Raw genomic sequence first — 20117 nt, 5'->3', positions numbered from 1 at the left:
GCAGTTCGGCATCCAGGTGATTCCCAAAGCCCACAACGACAGCCGTCAACAGGCACGAACACCTTAAGGAAATGCACCCCGTTTCCCGGGGAGATCCCCATGCCGTCCACGCCAAGTGTTTTCGACACCCACACAATGCACGTCTCCTTTAGACGACCCACATTGTGACTGGAATACATTTTGACAGGGAGACGACACCATGATTCAAATAAACGAAAACTTCACCAAACTCAAAGCATCCTATCTTTTTTCCGATATTGCCAAGCGCGTCACCGCCTTCCAGGAAGCGAACCCTGAAATGGATGTCATCAAGCTCGGTATCGGTGACGTCACCCGCGCCCTTCCCCCCGCCTGCATTGACGCCTTCCACAAGGCCGTCGACGACATGGCCGATGAGGCCGGATTTCACGGATACGGCCCCGAGCAGGGATATGCCTTCCTTCGGGACGTCATCGCCGAAAACGATTTCCAGAGCCGGGGGGCCGACATCGCCGCCGATGAAATTTTCATCAGCGACGGCGCCAAATGCGATACCGGCAACATCCAGGAGATTTTTTCAGGGGACGCCCGAATCGCCATCCCCGACCCGGTATATCCGGTTTATCTGGACACCAACGTCATGGCCGGTCGCACCGGCCAAAGCCAGGACGGTCGCTATGAAGGGGTGGTTTATCTGGACTGCCGGGCGGAAAACGGCTTTATCCCCGCGCTGCCCACAGAGCCCGTAGACCTCATCTACCTCTGCTTCCCCAACAACCCCACCGGCACCACCATCACCAAGGCCGCCCTCAAAGCCTGGGTGGACTACGCAAAAGAAAACCGCGCCATCATCCTTTATGATGCGGCTTACGAGGCCTTTATCACCGATGAGAGCCTTCCCCGTTCCATTTATGAAATCGAAGGGGCCAAAGAGGTAGCCATCGAATTCCGCAGCTTCTCCAAGACCGCCGGATTCACCGGCACCCGCTGCGCCTTTACCGTGGTCCCCAGGGAGCTCATGGCCTGGGACACCGACGGCAAGGCCCACTCAGTCCACGCTCTCTGGAACCGCCGACACTGCACCAAGTTCAACGGCGTCTCCTACCCGGTTCAGAAAGCCGCCGCCGCCGTCTACTCCGAGGAAGGCAAGACCCAGGTCAAGGAGCTGGTGAACTACTACCTGAACAACGCGGCCATCATTCGCAAAGAGATCTCTGCCCTGGGATACGAGCTGGTCGGGGGGGACAACTCCCCGTACATCTGGATCAACGGGAAATGCGACTCCTGGGAATTCTTCGACCTCCTGCTCCAGAAAGCCGGTGTGGTCTGCACCCCTGGCGCCGGATTTGGATCCTGCGGCAACGGCTTTATCCGCATCAGCGCCTTCAACAGCCTGGAAAATGTTGAAAAAGCCATGGTGCGCATTCGAGAGGCCTTGAAATAAATCGGTCCCCCCGCGCCTTCCGAGACGCGGGGGTTCCTGAAACTCACCTGAGAACTCGATCTCTCAGGTTTTTTTAAAAAATCTCAGACGGCTTAACCTTGAGGCCGGCGCCTCCTCTCAACCCATCCCCCCTGCGCCGCTCTAACCACCTGTTTCATTATCGACCTGTTTCATTATCCATTCTATTGTTTCAAAGGTTGTCCGCCCCTCCCCCCCAGCCCGGACGACCCGTGGTGATAGACGCATCCGGGATCCTTCACATAAGGTGAAGCCCCCAAAGATTAATTTAAGCAAGGAGTATCATATGAAAAGATGGATTTTCCTCAGTGCCGTTCTGCTCCTCACTCTCGCTGTGGGATGCAGCCAACCTGCCGATGATGAAGCCACGGCCAAAAAGAAAAAAACCACCTTTGTCACCATCGGAACCGGTGGCATCACCGGGGTCTATTATCCCACCGGCGGGGCCATCGCCAAAATCGTTAACAATAAACGCGAGGAGTATGGCATCCGTGCCACCGTGGAATCCACCGCTGGATCTGTCTTCAACGTCAACGCCATCATGGCCGGAGACTTAGAATTCGGCATCGTCCAATCCGACCGGCAGTATCAGGCCATCAACGGCAAGAAGGAGTGGGAAGGCTCCCCCCAGAAAAACCTGCGCGCCGTCTTCTCCATCCACCCCGAATCCGTGACGCTCCTGGCTGCCACCGATGCCGATATCAAGACGATCTCGGATCTCAGGGGCAAGCATGTCAACATCGGCAACCCCGGCTCCGGCCAGAGGGGAAACGCCATCGACGCTCTGGAAGCGGCGGGAATCAACTGGGAAATCGACATCGATCCCGAGCAGGTCAAGGCCGCTGAAGCCCCCGGACTGCTTCAGGATGACCGGATCGATGCCTTCTTCTACACCGTGGGACACCCCAGCGGCGCATTTAAAGAGGCCACCTCCGGTCGACGCAAGACCCGATTTGTCGCCATCACCGAGACCGACAGCCTGGTCCAGAAATTTCCCTACTACGCCAAATCATACATCCCCGCAGCCCTCTACCCCGGCGCAGCCAACGAAGAGGACACCCCCACCTTCGGAGTGAAAGCCACCTTCTGTACCTCGGCCACCGTCTCCGATGAGGTGGTGTACGCCATCACCAAAGAGGTGTTTGAAAATTTTGAAGCATTCAAAAAGCTCCATCCGGCCTATCAGGTTCTCACCAAAAAGAGCATGCTGGAAGGACTCTCCGCCCCTCTCCACCCCGGTGCCCTGAAGTACTACAAAGAAGCGGGCCTGATGTAGGATGTCCCGGCTCTGAATCCAGGGGGGCGACGCGCCAGAGCCTCGCCCCCATTTCGGATTCTCTCTGGCAACCCATCGATTAAGAACTGCCGCACACCCTGTGTGGGAATGGTTCATAACGCCTGGCGTGAGGTTTTTTCATGGATAACTATCTTATCAACGACACCGACAGTGATTTTGAGATCGCTGATAAACTCGCCGAAGAAGAGGCAGGAATCCACCGAAAACCCGACGGCTGGGCCGCCTATGTCATCCCGGGAATTGCCGTGATGTGGAGCCTCTTTCAGCTCGCCATCGCCCGATGGGTCACCTTGAATTCCACCCACACGCGAGCCATTCACCTCACCTTTGCCCTTCTGATCGTTTTCCTGAACTACCCCGCCTTTAAAAAAAGCCTCTTTGGCATCAAGGCCCTGGCCACCACGAAGAGAATCCCCCTCATCGACTGGATCCTGGCCGGCCTGGCCTCCTGGTCCGCCCTCTACCTCATCCTTCACTACGAAAGCATCAGCGCGCGGGTGGGACAGCCCATCACCATGGATCTCGTGGCCGGGATGACCCTGGTGGTGCTTCTGCTGGAGGCGGCGCGTCGGGTCATCGGACCGGCCCTGCCCGTCATCGCCCTGATCTTTACGGCCTACGCCTTCTTCGGCCCCCACATGCCCGACCTGATCGCCCATAAAGGGACCTCCCTCAACCGATACATGGGGCAGATGACCATGTCCACCGAAGGGATCTACGGGATCCCCTTAGATGTCTCAGCCAAGATCGTCTTTCTCTTTGTTCTCTTCGGCGCCATGCTGGAGAGAGCCGGCGGCGGGCACTACTTTATTCGCCTGGCTTTAAGTCTCCTCGGGGGATTCAAGGGAGGCCCTGCCAAAGCGGCCATCCTGGGGTCCGGCCTCACCGGCATGGTCTCCGGATCCAGCATCGCCAACATCGTCACCACCGGCACCTTCACCATACCCATGATGAAGAAAGTGGGCTACCCCGCCACCAAGGCCGCCGCCATCGAGGTGGCGGCCAGCACCGACGGTCAGCTCGCCCCCCCCATCATGGGCGCGGCGGCCTTTATCATCGCCGAATACGTCAACGTACCCTACGTGGAGGTGGTCAAAGCGGCCGCCATTCCGGCCTTCGCCTCCTATGCCGCCCTCTTTTACATCTCCCACATCGAAGCCTCCAAACTCGGCCTTCAGGGCATCCCGAGAAAAGAACTTCCGCCCATCTTCGCCACCTTCATCAGTGGCATTCACTATCTGATCCCTTTAAGCTTTCTCATCTACGAGCTGGTGGTGATGCGCCACTCCCCTGAGCTGGCCGCCTTCAACGCCATCTGGATCATGGCCCTGATCATGCTGGTGCAAGAGCCGATCAAGGCCTTCCGCAACCGAGAGCCCGTAGTGCCCTCCCTCTTGGCAGGGGTTAAGAACATCATCTCGGCTCTGGCCATGGGCGGACGAAACATGGTCGCCGTGGCCCTGGCCACCGCAGCGGCCGGCATCATCGTCGGGGTCGTGGCCCTGGGTTTGGGCGGTCTCATCACCCAGGTGATCGACACCATCTCCATGGGCAACATCCACCTGATGCTCGTTATCACTGCCCTGGCAAGCCTCCTCATCGGCATGGGGCTGCCCACCACCGCCACCTACATCGTCATGGCCTCCCTCACCGCCCCGGCCATCGTCACCATCGCCCATGCCCAGAACTTCCTCGTCCTTCCCATGGCCGCCCATCTCTTCTGTTTCTACTTCGGGATCCTGGCCGATGACACGCCCCCGGTGGGCCTTGCCGCCTATGCTGCCGCCGCCATCGCCAAATCACCCCCCATTCAGACAGGCATTCAGGGCTTTATGTATGATATTCGAACCGCCATCCTCCCCTTCATGTTCATCTTCAACAGTGACTTGATTCTCCACAACGTCACCCGCTGGTCCCAGGGGATTCTCATCTTCGTCATGGCCTGCCTGGGCAACTTTGCCTTTGCCTCAGCTACCCAGGGGTGGTTCCTGACCCGGAACAAGGCCTGGGAAATCCCCCTCTTCCTGGCCATCACCTTCATCCTCATGCGACCCGATCAGATCGCCCGCTGGCTCGGCATGCCCCAGGACCAGAGGTACTGGACCTACCTCATCGGGCTTGCGCTCCTGGGACTCCTGGCGCTTTCCCAGAAACAGCGTCTTTCAACCGCCACGCATCCTCGCCCGGAATAAAGGGGATGAAAGAAGACTTCCCGCCCACAATCCGATAAGGTATCTCCTTATTCTGCATCGACACGTCTGAAACAAGGAGACCCCATGCCCGAAACCATCACACGCCTCAGGGTAGGCACAAACGCCATCGGAATCATCGGCCTCACGTACCACCTCGCCGAGGTGGCCAAAAGCCATGGAGAGGCCTCGGATACTGAAATCACCGAAGCCCTTTTCACCCGCCTGAAAAAACGCAACTTCATCGCCCCGGGGGTGTCGGAGCGATACCGCCACGCCTTTTTCAAAGCCTACCTGAATTTTACAGGACGGGAATTACCGGGAGAGACGGAAGAGACGGGGACAGGCCCCTTGTCGGTGCTGATTTTGGGGACGGGCTGCGCCCGATGTGAGACACTGGAATCAGACGTCCGTCAGATTCTCAGTGAGACAGGAATCACCGCTGAATGCGACCACCTTCGGGACCCCGGGGAGATCGCGGCGTATGGATGTTTTGCGTATCCGGGGCTGGTGATCAATGACCAGCTGAAGCTCGCCGGCCGGGTCCCCACACAACAGGAGCTGAAAACCCTGCTGGAAAAGGCGTCCTGACCCTATACTCCCCGGAGGCGGGGCGTCATCGTTTCAAGGGGATCATACCCCAGCTGCAACTGCCGGGTCCGAACCTGGCGGCGATGGACGCCCCTGCCGCCACCACGGGAATGGAGTCCATCTCCTTGCCCAGGACCTCCGCCAACTTGTTCCTCAAATAAAAGGCGTTCGCTTCGGCATCGCAATGGCAGACCCAAACCTCCCAGCCCCCCAGATCGGTCTCCTTCAATTGCCCGGCACAGACAGCCATCTCATCCAGGGCCCGGGTCATGCCTCGGACCCGACTGACCCGTGTCATGCGACCATTCTTCAACGCGATGATGGGCTTGATATCAAACAGCCCCCCGAACAGGGCTGGCAAGGATCCCAGCGCCCCGCTTTTGCGAAGCCAGACGAGGTCGTCCACGGTGATAGTGTTCACGCTCTCGGCCATGGCCGCATCCAAGGTCTCTTTCATGCCCTCAATGCGCCCGTAGGTCTTGAGATACCGCGCGGCCATAATGGTATAGATCGCCTGCCCGATGCTCACAGACCCCGTGTCGAAGATATCCACCCGCGTGGCATCCTCCGGGGAGAGAAGTGACAGGGCATTGCCGGCGCTTTCATAGCTGTCCGAGAACTGCGAAGAGACCTGAAAAGAGAGGACCCGGTCATAACGCCCCAGAAGCGACTCAAAGAGATCGGCATACTCGGCCGGAGCCGCCGCACGGGTAGAGACCACCGCCCCCTGCGTCATGCGATCCACCAGCTGGCGGGCCGTCATGTTCACCCCATCTCGATAATCCACCCCATCGATAACGACATGAACCGGCATAAACCGAATGCCCAGCGTCTCTGCCACCCCCTTGGGAAAATCAGCGGTGGAATCCGTCACAATGGCTATTCTCTGTCCCATGGGTCTCCTGAATCAATTTTTTTGAGTCCATTCGAAAGGCCGTTTCAGGACCGTCGCCCTTCTCAGGAAGCGCCCTCGACCGTCCGCCTCTTTTTTCGACTGTAACAGATCAACAACCCGGTGGGCTCAATCCCCGGACGCAAAATCATCACACTCTTGCCCTCATCGTTAATACGCGCCAGGGGGATATCCCCCACCCCCAACTCCCCGGCATCCTTTTCCACCAGAAAGGCCAGCCCCTTCTCCATCCGTCTCACCGCTTCCGTGATAAAAAACCCTTCGGAAAAGGCAATATGAGCCACATTGTCCCTGCCGGTCAGCAGGGTCTCCTCAGCACGGCGGGCCACCGCGCGATAGACCCGCCCCGGAGCCATATGCGAAGCGGCTCGCAAGGCCACCAGTTCATTCAAGGCATTATTTCGTGTCAGGGCCACCAGGCGGCTGTAGCCTTCCCGGGAGGCCTCCTCGTACACCTCGGCGCTCAGCATATCGGCGCACACGGTCTGATACCCCTGATCCGTGGCCAGGGTGCAGGCCTCTTTCCGGGTCTCCAAAAAGGCCACCGGCACATGCTGGGATAAAAGCCGGGCAAATTCCCGGCTCATCAAATTGGAGCCCACCAGCAGAATCCCGGTCTGAGCCTGGGGGACCCGCACCTTCAGCAACGAAGCCAGGGGCCGGCATAAAACAGTGGACACCACACCAGAGAAAAAAATAATGGCCAGGGTCTGGTTGAGAATCACCTTCATCTCATGGGGAAATCCAGGCACCAGAAAGGCCGCATAGGCGGCCGTGGCCACCGCGACAATCCCCCGGGGGCCAATAACCCCGATATACCACCGCTCCCGAAAGGTCACCGCCGATCCGATCAGCGCCAGATGAACAGCCAGGGGACGCACAACAGCCCCCAGAATAAAGGCCACGGCCAGCATGGTGGGCCACAGATGCAGAAGCTCCATGGGATTCACGAAGGCCGAAAGGAGCACAAACAGGGTGCTGATAAAAAGACTGGCAATCTGCTCCTTAAAATGACGAATGCCCACCACGGCGTCCCCGCACTTCAACGAGAGATACATCCCGGCGACAACCACCGCCAGAGGCCCCGACGATTCCACAATCCTCCCAGAGATGAAAAACAGGGCCACAGCCCCACCAAAGGAGGCGATCCCCGAAAGGGCCGGGTCCTTCATTTTCTCTATCCAGGCCACGATGTATTTCAGCAACACACCGCCGGCAAGACCCACAAGGAACCCGGCAAAGGTTCCCAACAGAAGATGAGAAAACACACCGGCGGTGATCACCCCCCCCTTGGAGATCAGAATCAGCTCCAGGGCCAGCGCGCTCACCATAACGCCGATCACATCCCCCCAAAGGGATTCCCAGTTCAAAAGTGTCTCCAGCCGCGGAGTCAGGGCCACACTTTTTAAAATGGAGCCGATCACCGTGGGACCGGTCACCACAATCAACGCACCGAAAAAGATAGCAAACAGCCAGGGAAGTCCGGTCAAAAAGTGGCTGAGGAGGGCCGCCGCCACGCCTGTAATGGGGATGGTGATAAAAAGGAGCCGCCGGATGGCCTTTTTTTCCATGCGAAAACTCTGAATCGAGAGAGAGAGCCCCCCTTCAAACAGAATAATGGCCACGGCGATCTCGACCATGGGGGCAATGCCCCCGCCGATGGCCTCTTCCGTTCGAATCAGGTTGAAACCGGCCGGCCCGAAGACAAACCCGGACATCAGATAAAAAACAATGGCGGGAATCTTATAAGCCCTTGAGATAATGTACGAAGAAACTCCCAAGGCGATCGACAAAGAAATAGTTTGAAGTGCGTCGTGCGTCATGAACACCCCTGAAAAGACTCTGTGCGCGATCATGATAAGATGGATTCGCGGCAGGATTACAAGGAGACCGGGCCCCTCTCCCCTGACATCGGGCGTTGCGCCCAACTAGCTCTAAGGACAAGAATGATATATCTGTAAATGACAATAAACAAAATTATCACAGGATGAACAGCTAATCCATCACAATCTATATCAAAACCCCGCAAAGCCGCTCTCGGATCAGGGCCTCGGCCTCAGCCACGATACGGTGCACCAGCTCCTGTACGGTGGGAATGTCATGAATCAGGCCGGCCACCATCCCCGCTGTCCAGACCCCAGCGTCAAGGTCCCCGGTTTTATACACCTCGGCCCCACGCATCCCGCTCACCAGGGGGGCCAGCTCTTCAATGGTCACATCCCCCCTCTTCTCCAGGGCCACCACCTCCTCGGCCACCCTGTTTTTATAAATCCGGGCGGTGTTGTGAAAGGTCCGCAGGATCAGGGAGGTCTGACGTTCATCGGCGGCCACCAGGGCCTGCTTCACGTTGTCATGGATCTCCGCCTCACGGGTGGCCAGAAACCGAGTCCCCATATTGATGGCATCGGCTCCCAGGGCCAGGGCGGCGGCCAGACCTCTGCCATCCCCGTACCCGCCTGAGGCGATGATGGGAATGGAGAGGACATCACTGGCCAGGGGCAGGAGCACCAGGGCCGGGATATCGTCTTCACCGGGATGGCCGGCACACTCAAACCCGTCCACGCTCACCGCCGCGCACCCCAACTTTTCTGCTTTCAAGGCGTGACGCACCGAGGTACACTTGTGGATCACGTGGATCCCGGCCGCAAGAAACGCTGGCATAAAGGGTTCCGGGCTGCGACCGGCCGTTTCCACGATGGTGATCCCCGCATCGAGCATCACCCGAACATAGGCCTCGTAGGGGACGGGCTTCAACGTCGGCAACAACGTCAGGTTCACACCAAAAGGCTTCTCGGTGAGACGCCTGACGGCGGCAATCTCCTCCCCAAATGCCTCCGGCGTCGGGTGGGTGAGAGCGGTGATGATCCCCAGGCCACCGGCCTCTGAAACAGCCGCCGCCAAGCCCGCCCTGCCGACCCACTGCATCCCCCCTTCAATGACGGGATGCTCGATTCCCAACAGTTCCGTAATCGGTGTTTTCACAGCGCTCTCCTTTTAAACATAGTTTCCTTTCTAAGGCGTCCATAGTAAGGTCCGATGTCAATCGGTACCCGGAGTGACCCCGGACACTGACATGGTGACCACTTTATGCCAACATGCATTCAACACCTGAGATAAAGATTTTTTTTAAAAGCCCTCATTGGGAACTGCCCGACCGTGTCGATCGATCATTCCGACGGATCCTATGGAACCTGTCCATCGACGTATCCAAACGCGACCCCGGCAAACCCAGTTTGCTTGACACAAGAGAAAACGTCAACTAATCTATTGAATACGACTACTTAACCACGCTTGCCGAAACCCTGTTCCGGCACACACCGACGCGGTGACCCCCTGCACAAAAAAACTGCACCACGTCACGGAGGACCCCATGATTAAAAAAACAGTGATGACCACCCTGGCCCTTTTCCTGCTGCTGGTACAGACCGTCGGCGCCGAAGGGACAGACTCCGTGGAATCCCTGCTCAAAGGAAAACTGGATTTTGTCTTCTCTACCCTGCAGCGAACCGACATCCAGATCGATAAAAAAAAGGCCCTGATCGTGGAGAACATCTCTCCGATTTTTGATTTTTCCCTGATGGGCAAACTCACCCTGGGCAAAAAAAACTGGTCCGGCCTCACCAAAAAACAGAGGCACACCTTCATCACGACTTTTACCGATGTGATGAAGAGCTCTTATTCGGAAAAACTCTCCCTCTACACCAACGAGGAGATCAAAATCCTGCCCGTCCAGCAGACCAAGCCCAAAAAAGCGATCATCCCCACGGAGCTCATCTCCAAAGAGACCCGATACGCCATGAGCTATAAATTCTATAAGTCCAAACAGGGCTGGAAAATCTACGACATCGAACTCCAGGGGGTCAGCCTGGTCAAAACCTACCAAAGCCAGTTCAATCAAGTCCTCGCCGAAGGAGGCTTTGACGAGCTGATCAGTAAACTCAGCCATATCAAGGTGTAAGACACCCCACGCAGCCTGCAACCTGCGGGCCAGGCAGCGTGTCTCCTCTCCCCTGATCCGGTACACCACAACTCGACATGTTCCCGGCCCGTGTAAAAAAACGGCGACCGGAGGCTCAACGCCCTCATTCACATCCTGAAAAGGCCTGATCTCCATGGAGCGATTCAACCACCTCATCGAACGGATTTACCGCCGCACCATTTTAAAGCGCCCCGTCATCACCCTGCTGTTCCTGACGGCCCTGACGCTCTTTTTCGCCTACGAGATGAAAGACTTCCGGCTGGATGCCTCGGCCGAGACTCTGGTCCTGGACGACGACGAAGACTTAAACTACTTCCGCCAGCTCAGCGAGCGCTTCGGCCAGCAGGACTACCTGATCATCGCCTACAAACCCAAAGGGGACCTCTTCTCCCAGCCGGTGTACGACGACATCACGGCCCTTAAAAAAGAGCTTCAAGGGGTGGGCCTGGTGGAATCGGTCCTCACCCTCCTGGATGTGCCCCTTCTGGAGAGCCCGCCCCGACCCGTCAAAGAGCTCACCGCAGGCGTCCGAACCCTTCTCTCCCCGGAAACTGATCAGGTCATGGCCAGAGAAGAGGTCCTGCACCACCCCGTCTACAAGGACCTCCTCGTCAGCCCGGAAGGCACCCTCACTTCGGTGATCATCAACCTGAAATACGATCACAAATACATGGAGCTGCTGGGCAAAAGGGACACCCTCAAAAATCTCTCCCGTGAGCGTGCCCTCACCTCGGAAGAAAAAACCGCGTTGAAAAAAGCCGAGACCACCTTCTGGCAATACCGGGAAGAGGCCCGAAGCGAAAGACATCATGACATCGGCGTCGTGCGTGCCATCATGGACACCCACCGGGACAAGGCAGACCTCTTCCTCGGCGGGGTCACCATGATCGCCGACGACCTCATCACCTTCATCAAAAATGACATCCGCCTCTTTGGCGGCGGCATGGCCCTTTTTCTCGTCGTCACCCTGGGCCTCATCTTTGGCCAGGTCCGCTGGATCATCCTGCCCATGCTCTGCTGCTTTATCTCGGTGATCCACATGTCGGGCATCCTGGGATTCATGGGATGGGAGGTAACGGTCATCTCGTCGAACTTCATCTCCCTGCAGCTCATCATCACCATGGCCATCGCCATTCACCTCATCGTGCGCCACCGGGAGCTTCACAAAGCAAACCCGGACTGGAGCCAGCTGGACCTGACGGCGAGGACCACAGCCCTTATGGCCACCCCCTGCCTCTTTGCCTCCCTGACCACCATCGCCGGCTTCGGGTCCCTCCTCTACAGCGGGATTCTGCCTGTTATCACCTTTGGGTGGATGATGAGCGCAGGCATCGTGGTCTCCCTGTGCGTCACCTTTGTCCTGCTGCCCGCCCTGCTGGTGCTGATCCCCAAAGGCCCGGCACCCAAACGCCTGACCCTCCGGTTCCCCCTGCCTGAGCTCCTCGGCAGCTTCACCGAAAAACACGGAAAAGGGATCCTCGTCGCCTCGGTTCTGGCTGTTCTCTTCTGCCTCACAGGCATGATGCGGCTCCAGGTGGAAAACAGCTTCATCGACTACTTCAAAAAATCCACCGAGATCTACCAGGGCATGAAGCTCATCGATGACCACCTGGGCGGCACCACGCCCCTGGACGTGGTCATCACCTTTGACCCGGTCCCCGTGGCGCCCCTGACGGCTCTCGGCGACGAGATGGCCCCAGGAGAAGAGAGCGATGACTTCTCGGATTTCGAAGAGTTTGACGAAATCGAAACCGGGGATAAATACTGGTTCACCGAAGACAAAGTGGCCCTGGTCGAAAAAACCCACGCCTATCTGGAGACTCTGCCTGAAACCGGCAAGGTCCTCTCCCTGGCCTCCATGACCCGGATCGCCGAAAAACTCAACGACGGCAAGCCCCTGGATAACTTTGCCCTGGCCCTTCTCTACAGTGAAATCCCCGATCAGTACCGTGAGCTTCTCCTGAAACCCTACGTCTCCGTCGAACACAATGAAGCCCACTTCTCCATCCGTATCAAAGACTCCGCCCCCGATCTCCGGCGCGACGACTTCCTGAAAAAAGTGAAAAAAGGACTCCTGGAAGAGGTGGGGCTGAAACCCGAAAACCTGAAACTCAATGGCATGCTGGTGCTTTACAACAACATGCTCCAGAGCCTCTTCTCTTCTCAGATCCTGACCCTGGGCATTGTGCTGATCGCGCTGGCCTGCATGTTTCTGATCCTCTTTCGCTCCCCCGTCATTGCCCTGATCGCCCTGCTCCCCAACATCCTGTCCATCGGCATGGTGCTGGGACTCATGGGGTGGATCGGGATCCCCCTGGATATGATGACCATCACCATCGCCGCCATCAGCGTGGGCATTGCCGTGGATGACACCATCCACTACATCCACCGTTTCCGCGACGAATTGAAAAGAGACGGAGACTACATGGCCACCCTGCACCGCTGCCACGGCTCCATCGGCCACGCCATGTACTTTACCTCCATCACCATCATCACCGGGTTCTCCATTTTGATCCTCTCCAACTTCATCCCGAGCATTCTCTTCGGGCTGCTCACCGGCCTCGCCATGGCCATTGCCCTGATCTCTTCCCTGACGCTCCTGCCTAAGTTGATCCTCGTATTGAGGCCCTTCGGGCCGGGCAAAGCCTAAACCTTACGGCCCCGGCAATGCCGAAACAAAAAAAAATAAATCGTCCCTGGGCAGGCCACTGCCCAGGGGAGATCTTGCTGCGTGGGAAAGGGGCCGGAGAGGTCCCTTTCCCTCATGATAAAATAGCCCGAAATCTGAACAACGTTTTTTAGAATATATTTTATGTAATATTGCTTTCAACCCCCTCCTTCTCCGCCCCGCTTAACCCCCTAAAGTAACATTTCATTTTAGCCACCTTCCCTACTGACCCATCGAAAAACCCTGTATTTCAAGGCCTCCGATCCAAAAAAGCCTCCTTTTCAAGCCGAGTTCTTTCTGGTACTCAAACACGTCGTTCAATTTTTCTTATAATAATCAAAAAAAATTCTTATCAAAAAAACGACCACTCGCTTATCATAATCGACAAACGGATGTCTTGAAAAGATGACCGCGCAGGCGCGACTCTAACACCAGACGATCCTATATAATTTTCCACGCCGGGTATCCCGACTCATGCCACATGAGGTGTCCCTATGCTGAAACAAATTTCCATGGCAATCATCATCTTTTTCACCCTGGCCTGTCCGGCAACCCACGCCTCGGCAAAACAGATCCTCCGCATCGGTATGAGTCCCTCCCTGGCATCTGACCAGGGGCTCTTTGCCCGCCGATTCAAAACCATCGTCGAGACCCTGTCCCATGATGAAATCCATGTCTCACTCTTTGCCGACGGCGCCTTTGGCAACGATCTTGAGCTGCTGGATCACCTTCGGGAAGGGAACCTCGCCGCGGTCACCGTCTCGACAGGCAACGCTGTCTCGGCGGTAGAAGAGCTCGGCACCCTGGCCCTTCCCGGCCTCGTGGAATCCCATGAAGAAGCCGTCAAAGCCACCACCGGCAGCATCGGTCGCTATTGGAACGACCGGTGCCTCAAAAAAGCCGATTTCCGCATCCTGGGATGGTCCTATTCCGGCGTCCGCACCGTCTACGCTCCCGGCCCCCTCCCACAAAACCCTGAACAAATCCGGGATCTCGTTGTCTCCGCCGCCTTTGCAGAATGGGACGCGGGACCGGACCCCTCCGTTGAATCACGGATCGCTTCCCGTGACAGGGGCCTGCCCCTCTATCACTATTACTGCATGAACCCCTTTGTCATCGGTGGGGCCTCATGGCGGCGATTCAGCCCGGAGCACCAGGCCCTTCTCGTCAATGCCGGCAAAGAGGCCCAGCAATACGTCCTGCTCATGCAGGCTCTAAAACCCATCAATCGGGAAGAAGCCCGCACCCGCCCAGTCCTCACCAACGACCAGATCCAGGCCTGGATCTGGCCCGAATTCTATGACCTCCTGGGTGGCCGAGGCCCCATCACCCGAGTCCTTGACGCCATCCACTGGCGATAGCAGGCCTCTCCGGGGCATAAAGCGATCATCCTGGATCGATTTACATGACGTTTCAATACCTTGCCCCCCCGCCCTTGCCGCCGGGGGCTTTTTTTCACCGGTTTCTCTCCGGTGGAGGGTCCTCTCCCAAAACCCATCCGGCGTTGACAACCCCCCAAACTATACATAAGTTTGATCTTTCGGCGAGATCCGAAGGCCGTCCTGCGGCCTTTGGAACCCGGCACGCGAAAAAACATGTTTCACACACTTGAGGGCACCATAAGGGCTTCTATGAATTTTAAGATGACACCCAGATTTCTCTCCCGATTCACCATTCTCCTGCTTCTCGTGCTTGTGGTCTCCTTTTCCGCAAGCGATGCCGATGCCAGAAGATCCCGACGTTCTTCTTTTAAACGAAGCTCCAAAAGCTGGAGTAAAAAAACAAGCCCCAGCAAAAATGTGTGGGGCCAGCGAAACGGCGGGGGGCTCTTCGGAAAAACGAAAAAATCCTCCGGCTACGCCAAACCGGGAACGGATAAAAAGGCCACAGGTACCGCCACCGGCAACCCGAAGAACGCCACCTCCAAGGGCTACAGCAAACCCGGCTCAAAAACGGGAAAATCCTTCTCCGGGGCCTCCTCCTTTGACAAAAAAAACGCCACGGCCCTGAAGAAAAAAAAGGCCGCGTCCTCCTACGCCGCCCATCAGAAAGAGACCGGCAAGTTCAAGCAACCCAATACGACCTCAGAAAAACGCTCCTACAACTCGAATCCCATCTATTCGAAAGCCAAAAAACAGGGCGATTTTAACTACCAGACCCACTACCAGCGCCGGGACAGCTACTACAGGGGACGCGGGTGGACAGCCCCAGGCTACGCCTACCGCAGCCGGCCCCGTTTCGGCATGTGGGACGCCATGGTCTGGTGGATGGTCTTAGACAACCTGGGAAGCCGAAACTCGTACGCCATGGGCTACCACCACGCCAATGACCCCGGCTACCAAGAGTGGCGACAGGAAGCCAACCGCCTGGCCGAAGACGACACCTCCTTAAAAGCCAAACTCACCGAACTCGATGCCAAGGTGGCCACCCTTGAAGGGACCCCGGTCCAGGCCGACTACCTCCCCGAAGGCATGCCCCCGGAAGTGGCCCTCGCCGCCACGGCCATGGCCGACAAAAAAGCCTCCAAACCCGAATTTACCCTGGCCACGGCCTCTTCCGGCGGAAACTACACCTATTTCGGCAACCTGATAAAACAGGCGACCCCGTCTGTGGATATCCGTATCCGCACCACGGCAGGGTCCATGGAAAACCTGCGCCTCCTGGCCAACCACAAGGTAGACGCCGCCATCGTGCAATCTGATGCCTTTCAGGTCTACCGGCGCACCTACCCCAACACGCCCTTGACCGCCTCAGAACAGGTGGCCCTCTACCCCGAGGTGACCCAGATGATCGCCAACCGGGAATCGGGTATCCAGAGCGTCCAGGACATCAAGCCCGGCGGCACCCACATCCTCTTCATCGGGCCTGAAGGCTCCGGCACCGCCATGACCTGGGAAGGCCTCTGCCTCCAGGACGAAAGCTACCGAAAGATCAAAACCCGCCACGCGAGCTATGAGAGCGCCCTCACGCGGGTCATGGAAGACCCCAACGCCGTCATGATGTTCGTCTCCGGCCTCAACTCAAGCCTCCTGAACAAAGCGGAAGACGAAGCCAAAAGAACCAAAAAAATCCGCCTCGTCGAGGTCAACGACTGGGACTTTAACGACGCCCGAGACACCCGCGGAAACCGCATCTACCAGTTCGTCACCATCCCGGCGCGCACCTACCCCGGCCTCCAGAAAGGATTTCTCCTGGGCAGTGACGTGGAAAGCATCGCCGTCTCTGCCGTCCTCGTGGTCCGCACCGACTGGGCCAGGAAATACGGCTCCGAAGCCCTGGATGCCCTCTCCTACGCCATCATGGAGAGTAAACCCATCATCCGAAATCGGACCAACGGGTTGACCCGTTAACCCCAAAACCTGCCTTCGGTGGGTCGCTTTTTTTTAAATAAAGGAGAGATGCGTGGGATTCTTAAACATATTGAAAGCCGTGACCGGAAAAAAGATGAAAGACGTCAAGGAGACCTTGACCCAGGGGAAACGGGAGGCCATCGACACCTCACTGCCCCTCCAGATTCACTTGGGCAGCTCTCTGGTGCTGGATCAGACGCCGTTTTTAATTCATGGGGAGGCGATCACCCAGCCCAAGCCGGGTGCCGAGTCCCTGGTGTTTGCCTACGGCCGCATGGAACTGGGAGAGGCCCTTGTGCATCGATTCTACCTGGAGTCCTCCGACGACCCCGACCAGAAATCGGTGCTTCAGGTGGTGGTGGGCGAAGGCATCGAGGAGTGCCGTCTCTTCGCCGCCCTGGATGAAGTATACCCCGAGTCCGCCGATGAATGGGACTTCTGGATCGGTGAAGCCGACGGCTACATCGGCCTGCCCGCCTTTGAAGACAAAGAGGGCCGCCCCTACGAGCGGGTCTGGGGTGACGGCGAAGGCCGCATCGCCCCTTCTGAAATCACCGAGACCCTCTACCTGGACCGCTTCGGCGAAAACACCGCCACCGTCACCCACGCCTCCATGCTCTACGGACGCTGGATCGATGAAGAGAGCGAGATGGCCGAGTTCATCCTCATCTCCCGGGAAGAACACACAGATGGAGCCGCCCTCATCGAGCTCTCCTCCGGCATTGATGTGATCCCCGAGTCCATCACCGTAAAATATTAGAACACATGCCTCCGGCGGCGAGGTGAGCCACCTCGAAAGCGGGTTGCGAATGCTCCCATCCCTCGTTCCTCGGGATGATCGCATTCGCTGACGGGCTTCGCCCGTGACATTTCAGCAGCAGCTGATTATGCCGTATTTCACGGCTGCCAGATATATGAAAACCGAGGTTCGACCTGATCACCGGGGATCCATCTATGCAAACCGACACCGCCTGAGACTAATTTTGACCTTGGCTTTCACCGGAAATATTCCAAAGAAAACCAACCGACAGGAAAGAGACCGGATCACCACAACTTACGCGCTTACGACGTAAAATGCAGCCCCTCACCCTCCACGCGAATGCGGACGCGAGGGGCTGCGGATAACGACACCCGACTCGCATTCGCAAACCCGCTTTCAAGGTGGTTTTTGGTACAGTGGCTTCGCCACCCTGCCGCCGGAGGCATGTTTATTTTTTTCAGCAACCATGACAGATAAGGAGTCATTCCATGGGTTTTTTCAGTTTTGTTTCATCTTTTGGCAAGAAAAAGAGCGAAAACGTTGGGCAGAGCATTGTCCAGATCCTGGCCTCCTGGGACCCGGAAACGGCCTCGAAGGCGGAGCTTGAGCAGATGGAAAAAAGGCTCAACACATTGGTTCAGGAGGTGGGGGAAGCCCGCCAGGTTTACAAGAAAGAGCAGGCGGAGGCCGATGCCATAAAAGCCCTTTATAACCAGCGCCTCAAGGCCGCGGAAATCCTTCAGGGGCGTCTTGCCGAGGCACCGGAGAGCGCTGAAACCGAAAAAGCTCTCACCGAGCTGGTGCAGCTGTTAGAAGAGATGCAGCCTGAAATGGAGATCGAAGCCCAGGAAGCCGTGGAAGCCAAGGCCTTTATGGAAGAGCTCGAAGCCGTGGCCACCCTCTCCGCCGAGAAGCTGAAAACCGCCAAAAAGAGCCTCGAAAAGGCGGTTCAGGAGATGAAGCGGGCCAAAGTTCGTGAAGAACGTGCCTCGGAGTCGGCCGAACGGGCCGCCAAGCTCGCAGGGCTCCGTGACGAATCCAATCAGCTGGGAAGTGCCCTCTCCGCCATGCAGAAAAACGCCGACGCCGCAAACGCCAAAGCCGAGGCCGCCCAGATGAAAGCCAGGCTCCTCGCCCCCGGCAAGGCCGAAAAAGAGAGCGAGCTTATCGCCTCAGCCATGAAAGAAGCCAGCGGCCAGCCCCAGGCCACCGAATCCATCGCCAACCGCCTGGCGGCGTTGAAAAAATAACAAGGTGTGCCACCTTGAAAGCGGGTTTGCGAATGCGATTCGGATGTCGTTACTTCGAGTTGTCATGCGTCCGCATTCGCGCGACGTTTGAGGGTTTGCGAGATTCACCACAAGCGCATACGCTATGGGTATTCCGCTGGCGAGGTGTCACAGATAGACGTCAGACATCGAAAGACCGGCCTGGGCCATCGTTTAAAACGCGGCCCTGAAAAAGCTCAAAAAGAAACGACCCCGCTCTCCCCGTATCAACGGGATAAAGCGGGGTCATTTTGTTTTTTCAAGACGATCAAGCCTGGTATAGAGAGACCCGGGGCTCAACCCCTTAACGAGGTAAAAAAGGATAATCCGTGTAGCCTTTTGCGCCGCCCCCGTAGTAGGTGGCCTCATCCGGTTCGGTCAAGGGGGCGTTCTCTGCAAAGCGCACCACCAGATCGGGGTTGGCGATATACAGGGACCCGAAGGAGATAAGGTCGGCGGTTCCCGCCTGCAAACTTTTTTCCGCGAGCTCCTTCGTGTACCCGGCGTTGGCCATATAAGGCCCCCCAAAAAGGTCTTTTATCCGGGGGTAATCGAGGGTTTTCTCTCCGGAGACAAAATCCCCCTCCACCACATGAAGGTAGGCAAGATGGTAAGAGTTCAACATCTCGGCCACGGCGTCAAAGGTGGCCTGGGGCTCGCTGTCGCAGATGTCGTTAAAGGTGTTTTCCGGGGAGAGACGCACCCCCACTTTTCCGGCGTCCACAACCTCCAGGACAGCCTCCACCACCTCTTTTAAAAACCGCCGCCGATTCTCCGGGCTGCCGCCGTAGAGATCCGTACGCTGGTTGGTCCCATCCCTTAAAAACTGGTCAATGAGGTAGCCATTGGCCGCATGGATCTCCACCCCATCAAAACCGGCCGCCATGGCATTTTCCGCCCCTTGAGCATACTGAGCCGCAATAAAGGGCATCTCTTCGGCGTCCAGGGTCCGGGGCGTCTCAAAGGGGGCCATGCCATCTGCGGTAAAGGTCTCCCCCTGGGGAGCAAGGGCTGACGGGGCCACGGGTTTCCCTCCATCGGGCTGAAGTGACGGGTGAGACACCCGCCCCACATGCCAGAGCTGAAGAAAAATCCGCCCGCCTTTTTTATGCACGGCTGCCGTCACCCGTTCCCACCCGGCCATCTGCTCTGGCGAATGAATCCCCGGTGTGCCCGGATACCCCACGCCCTGGGGCGAGATTTGTGTTGCTTCACTGATCATAAGACCTGCCGTGGCCCGCTGGGCATAATACTCAACGTTCAAGGCATGGGGCGTGTTGCCGTCCCCCGCGCGATTTCGCGTCAGAGGGGCCATCACCATACGATTGGGAAGGGTCAACGAACCGATATGAAAAGGGGAAAAGAGGATATCTTGAGACATGGCCTGGACTCCTATAGTTCGGGTTTCAAACAGGGCGTACTCGCGAAGAAGGGTTCTTCTGTGTGATGCCAGTCAGGGATAATGCATTCAAGAACCGGGCCAGAGAGGAAAGGTGCGAAAAAAACGAAGGGGACATCAGGCATCGAAGAGGCTTAAAACATCTGGTATCATATACCATTTCATATCAGGCGCCCATTGAAAAATGAAGACAGGTCCCGCTGACTTGTCTCTATCTATTTGAGACACTCCTGTTCTAAATACAAATTCCTTTGCTTGGCCA

General features: G+C 57.2%; 14 protein-coding genes. 10 read left to right on the top strand and 4 right to left on the bottom strand.

Annotation, left to right across the window (positions count from 1 at the left end):
- The first annotated feature begins 199 nt into the window (after positions 1-199).
- From Q1Q75_RS06645 to Q1Q75_RS06630, 4 genes are all read left to right on the top strand, one after another.
- Complete coding sequence (locus Q1Q75_RS06645; protein WP_300668514.1) at positions 200-1423, top strand: LL-diaminopimelate aminotransferase; 1224 nt, start codon at positions 200-202, stop codon at positions 1421-1423.
- 304 nt (positions 1424-1727) lie between these two features.
- Positions 1728-2717 carry a TAXI family TRAP transporter solute-binding subunit gene (locus Q1Q75_RS06640; protein WP_300668513.1) on the top strand — a complete coding sequence of 330 codons (990 nt, stop codon included), beginning with the start codon at positions 1728-1730 and terminating at the stop codon, positions 2715-2717.
- A gap of 140 nt (positions 2718-2857) precedes the next feature.
- Entirely contained in the window at positions 2858-4930 is a 2073-nt protein-coding gene (locus Q1Q75_RS06635) for a TRAP transporter permease (RefSeq protein WP_300668511.1), read from the top strand.
- A gap of 84 nt (positions 4931-5014) precedes the next feature.
- Positions 5015-5518, top strand: coding sequence for a thioredoxin family protein (locus Q1Q75_RS06630; RefSeq protein WP_300668510.1), 504 nt, complete (start codon positions 5015-5017; stop codon positions 5516-5518).
- A gap of 25 nt (positions 5519-5543) precedes the next feature.
- Here Q1Q75_RS06630 and Q1Q75_RS06625 read toward each other — a convergent pair whose 3' ends face one another.
- The 3 genes from Q1Q75_RS06625 to Q1Q75_RS06615 all read right to left on the bottom strand — a co-directional run bounded on the left by Q1Q75_RS06625 (position 5544) and on the right by Q1Q75_RS06615 (position 9413).
- Positions 5544-6413 carry a DegV family protein gene (locus tag Q1Q75_RS06625; protein WP_300668509.1) on the bottom strand — a complete coding sequence of 290 codons (870 nt, stop codon included), beginning with the start codon at positions 6411-6413 and terminating at the stop codon, positions 5544-5546.
- A 62-nt stretch (positions 6414-6475) separates the two neighbouring features.
- The gene (locus Q1Q75_RS06620) at positions 6476-8254 is read right to left on the bottom strand and encodes a sodium:proton antiporter (protein WP_300668508.1); all 1779 of its coding nucleotides are present in this window, start codon (positions 8252-8254) and stop codon (positions 6476-6478) included.
- A gap of 187 nt (positions 8255-8441) precedes the next feature.
- Positions 8442-9413, bottom strand: a complete 972-nt coding sequence (locus tag Q1Q75_RS06615; protein ID WP_300668506.1) for a nitronate monooxygenase family protein — start codon at positions 9411-9413, stop codon at positions 8442-8444.
- Positions 9414-9801: 388 nt separating this feature from the next.
- Here Q1Q75_RS06615 and Q1Q75_RS06610 point away from each other — a divergent pair, with 388 nt between their 5' ends.
- From Q1Q75_RS06610 to Q1Q75_RS06585, 6 genes are all read left to right on the top strand, one after another.
- On the top strand, positions 9802-10389 hold the full coding sequence (locus tag Q1Q75_RS06610) for a phospholipid-binding protein MlaC (protein WP_300668504.1): 588 nt from the start codon (positions 9802-9804) through the stop codon (positions 10387-10389).
- 154 nt (positions 10390-10543) lie between these two features.
- Positions 10544-13060 (top strand): MMPL family transporter, encoded by a 2517-nt coding sequence (locus Q1Q75_RS06605; protein ID WP_300668503.1) that lies wholly within the window; start codon positions 10544-10546, stop codon positions 13058-13060.
- A gap of 512 nt (positions 13061-13572) precedes the next feature.
- Entirely contained in the window at positions 13573-14439 is an 867-nt protein-coding gene (locus Q1Q75_RS06600) for a hypothetical protein (RefSeq protein ID WP_300668502.1), read from the top strand.
- 282 nt (positions 14440-14721) lie between these two features.
- Complete coding sequence (locus Q1Q75_RS06595) at positions 14722-16428, top strand: TAXI family TRAP transporter solute-binding subunit (RefSeq protein WP_300668501.1); 1707 nt, start codon at positions 14722-14724, stop codon at positions 16426-16428.
- Between the two features lie 52 nt (positions 16429-16480).
- Complete coding sequence (locus tag Q1Q75_RS06590; RefSeq protein WP_300668499.1) at positions 16481-17188, top strand: DUF2491 family protein; 708 nt, start codon at positions 16481-16483, stop codon at positions 17186-17188.
- A 488-nt stretch (positions 17189-17676) separates the two neighbouring features.
- Positions 17677-18438 carry a hypothetical protein gene (locus Q1Q75_RS06585; RefSeq protein ID WP_300668498.1) on the top strand — a complete coding sequence of 254 codons (762 nt, stop codon included), beginning with the start codon at positions 17677-17679 and terminating at the stop codon, positions 18436-18438.
- 322 nt (positions 18439-18760) lie between these two features.
- On the opposite strand, the gene Q1Q75_RS06580 is transcribed toward Q1Q75_RS06585, so the two are convergent.
- Entirely contained in the window at positions 18761-19837 is a 1077-nt protein-coding gene (locus tag Q1Q75_RS06580; protein ID WP_300668497.1) for an alkene reductase, read from the bottom strand.
- Positions 19838-20117: the final 280 nt, after the last annotated feature.

It is taken from the genome of Desulfoluna sp. (assembly GCF_030145185.1).
Classification (GTDB): domain Bacteria; phylum Desulfobacterota; class Desulfobacteria; order Desulfobacterales; family Desulfolunaceae; genus Desulfoluna.
This window is presented reverse-complemented; position numbering and strand designations above follow the sequence as displayed.

Excerpts from the sequence above, each read along its gene's own strand:
- Q1Q75_RS06645 (WP_300668514.1), top strand. The coding sequence starts at position 200 with ATGATTCAAATAAACGAAAACTTCACCAAACTCAAAGCATCCTATCTT.
- Q1Q75_RS06640 (WP_300668513.1), top strand. The coding sequence starts at position 1,728 with ATGAAAAGATGGATTTTCCTCAGTGCCGTTCTGCTCCTCACTCTCGCT.
- Q1Q75_RS06635 (WP_300668511.1), top strand. The coding sequence starts at position 2,858 with ATGGATAACTATCTTATCAACGACACCGACAGTGATTTTGAGATCGCT.
- Q1Q75_RS06630 (WP_300668510.1), top strand. The coding sequence starts at position 5,015 with ATGCCCGAAACCATCACACGCCTCAGGGTAGGCACAAACGCCATCGGA.
- Q1Q75_RS06625 (WP_300668509.1), bottom strand. The coding sequence starts at position 6,413 with ATGGGACAGAGAATAGCCATTGTGACGGATTCCACCGCTGATTTTCCC.
- Q1Q75_RS06620 (WP_300668508.1), bottom strand. The coding sequence starts at position 8,254 with ATGACGCACGACGCACTTCAAACTATTTCTTTGTCGATCGCCTTGGGA.
- Q1Q75_RS06610 (WP_300668504.1), top strand. The coding sequence starts at position 9,802 with ATGATTAAAAAAACAGTGATGACCACCCTGGCCCTTTTCCTGCTGCTG.
- Q1Q75_RS06605 (WP_300668503.1), top strand. The coding sequence starts at position 10,544 with ATGGAGCGATTCAACCACCTCATCGAACGGATTTACCGCCGCACCATT.
- Q1Q75_RS06600 (WP_300668502.1), top strand. The coding sequence starts at position 13,573 with ATGCTGAAACAAATTTCCATGGCAATCATCATCTTTTTCACCCTGGCC.
- Q1Q75_RS06595 (WP_300668501.1), top strand. The coding sequence starts at position 14,722 with ATGACACCCAGATTTCTCTCCCGATTCACCATTCTCCTGCTTCTCGTG.
- Q1Q75_RS06585 (WP_300668498.1), top strand. The coding sequence starts at position 17,677 with ATGGGTTTTTTCAGTTTTGTTTCATCTTTTGGCAAGAAAAAGAGCGAA.
- Q1Q75_RS06580 (WP_300668497.1), bottom strand. The coding sequence starts at position 19,837 with ATGTCTCAAGATATCCTCTTTTCCCCTTTTCATATCGGTTCGTTGACC.